General features: G+C 49.1%; 3 protein-coding genes. 2 read left to right on the top strand and 1 reads right to left on the bottom strand.

Annotated elements, in window-relative coordinates; translation table 11 throughout:
• Positions 1-236 (top strand): hypothetical protein (locus KOO63_14460; GenBank protein ID MBU8923017.1); only part of this gene is annotated, 236 nt, incomplete at its 5' end.
• Here KOO63_14460 and KOO63_14455 read toward each other — a convergent pair.
• Positions 198-1,391, bottom strand: coding sequence for a DUF2130 domain-containing protein (locus KOO63_14455; GenBank protein ID MBU8923016.1), 1,194 nt, complete (start codon positions 1,389-1,391; stop codon positions 198-200). The genes KOO63_14460 and KOO63_14455 overlap by 39 nt on opposite strands.
• Before the next feature lie 413 nt (positions 1,392-1,804).
• Here KOO63_14455 and KOO63_14450 point away from each other — a divergent pair, with 413 nt between their 5' ends.
• Positions 1,805-2,200: a hypothetical protein gene (locus tag KOO63_14450; protein ID MBU8923015.1), complete on the top strand. Its 396-nt coding sequence runs from the start codon at positions 1,805-1,807 to the stop codon at positions 2,198-2,200.
• Positions 2,201-2,372: the final 172 nt, after the last annotated feature.

Raw genomic sequence — 2,372 nt, 5'->3', positions numbered from 1 at the left:
CCTACTCCCTAATCCCCTATCCCTTTGATTTGTTTGAGAATAAGTGGTGGGCACTACTGGGGTCGAGGGTGTGTGTGCTGGTTCGTTCTCACCATGATATTGTTGTTGAAAGTGGAAGCCAGACATCTAACCAGCCCGCCAGCATGGGGTCCCCCCGGCGCTCGATTGGGTCGGGTGGCGGTGGCTGGGTGAGCGTGTCATTCAGGATCATCGTTCTTGAGCTCAGCGAACTTTGAAGCCATTGTCGGGTTACCCTTAGTCAGTTTTTTAATGGTCACGTCGTCGGCTTTGTTGTTGGCAAGACGGAGATTGTTTTCAGAACCGAGCAACGCATCCTTGGTCTTCTGAAGATGGTCGATGGTTTTGTCGATCTCATCAATGGCTTTCTTAAATTTCTTGGACGCCAGTTCGTAATTCCGGGCGAAACCAGTCTTGAACGCCTCGAGCTCGTTCTCGAAGTTCGTGATATCAATGTTCTGTTCTTTCACTAGCGCGAGCTCTGTTTTGTACTTCAGTGAGTTCTGGGCGGCGTTTCGCAGCAGCGTAATGATTGGGATGAAGAATTGCGGTCGGACGACATACATCTTCCGATAACGGTGGGATACATCGACAATGCCGGTGTTGTAAAGCTCGCTATCAGACTCAAGAAGTGAAACGAGGATCGCGTATTCACAGCTCTTTTCATTCCGGTCCTTGTCGAGCTCTTTAAGAAAGTCTTCGTTCTTCTTCTTGGAAGCTGTTTCATCGCTCTCGTTCTTCATCTCGAACATGATCGAGACGATCTCAGTGCCAGCCTCATCCGAGTCACGAAAGATGTAGTCTCCCTTGCTGCCAGCTCGCGCGTCGTTGTCTTTTTCGAAATATGCCCTCGGAAACGCCGTCGCCCGAATACGGTTGAACTCGGTTTCGCAGTGCTGCTCGAGAGTTTCGCCAACCATCTTAGTCGACAGACGAGCCTTCATATCCCGAAGGCGCTCGATTGCATCATCACGATCCTTGATCTGCGTCTCGTACTTGTCCTTGAGCGACTTCTCGACGAGCTGTATCTCAATCTTCGCCTGCGCAAGGCCGCTCTTCAGTTCGTTGCGCTCCTTCTCGACTACATTGACCGCCTCGGTAATCGCGAGCTTCTGCGCAACCTCAATGGAGTCGAGCTGTGCCTTCAGGCCCTGAATCTCAGCATCTTTGGTTGCAGCCGCCTTTTCCAACTGGCTGGTGACCTTAGTTGTCGCAAGCTCAACTGCATTCTGCTTGTCCTGCTCGGCCAATTCGAGCCGCTCGTGCAACTGATGCTCGAAGTCCTTGTCGCGAACCTGCTTGAGAATGTCCGCGTACCCAGCCTCGTCAATCTTGAACGCTTTCTTGCAGTGCGGGCAGTTGATTTCATGCATAACTATTTATCCCTCGCCTTCGCCATTTGCCTGAGAGACTGCTAACACAATGTATCTTGAACTAGCATAACAGATATCGCTGCAATGTTGGCAACGTATCTAATATCACATTAGCACCATCTCCCACATCATAACATCATGTTTTGCAGGATATATATTTACAGTTCGGAGCCAGATATCTGACCACCCCACTTACATGGGGTCCCCCCTGCGCTCGATTGGGTCGGGGTGTCTGTCTTCTGGACCCACTTAATCAATCAAACCATCGATTTCGCTGGGATGGAGTTTTCAGGAGGGACAAAGATATTGACGACTACAACTACCTATGATACGATATTATATGCTTAAAACTACTACCTTTCCGGGGGATGACACATTATTCCCGCAGTAGACGGAATAAAAGGAGGACGATTTTGAAGAGCCTGATATTACTCACAGCGCTATTTGCGCTATTCCTAAGCTCCTGCGCCGCGGCCCCTCCCAGTCAGACAGAGCTAGACACCGCTGATTATGGAACCCATATCTCCCAGGAAGACGCTCAGGCATTAGCGGAAGGGTTTTTAACCGGCCACCTGAAAGATCCAGGCTCCGCACAGTATCAATGGGGTACGGTTTATAAGGGATATCTTACGCATGCGCCTATTCATGGAGGAAGGCATGTGTTCGGATATATCCTGGAAGTACAAGTCAATGCGAAAAACAGTTACGGAGGATATGTCGGATTCAAACCGTATCGCTTCGTCTTTTATAACGGCTCTATCAAGACCGTCTACGGAGACAGGGACGGGTATATGATGAAAATTATGTAGCAACAAAACAGACCAAAACACTCTCAAGTTGCTACTTATACGGTGTCTTTCATTTGCACAAAGAAAACGCAGACGCTTCCTAAGCCTCATAACTTATTTTATTTGACCTTCTCCTGACCTTTCCCCGTTAAACTCCCCCATGACATGAGTTAGTCTTTCTGGTATTGACCCC

This window comes from Candidatus Latescibacterota bacterium, from assembly GCA_019038625.1.
Taxonomy (GTDB): Bacteria; Krumholzibacteriota; Krumholzibacteriia; order Krumholzibacteriales; family Krumholzibacteriaceae; genus JAGLYV01.
The sequence above is the reverse complement of the archived record's forward strand: the minus strand, read 5'-3'. Positions and strand labels throughout refer to the sequence as shown.

Coding starts and splice junctions, on each gene's coding strand:
- KOO63_14455 (MBU8923016.1), bottom strand. CDS start 1,391: ATGCATGAAATCAACTGCCCGCACTGCAAGAAAGCGTTCAAGATTGAC.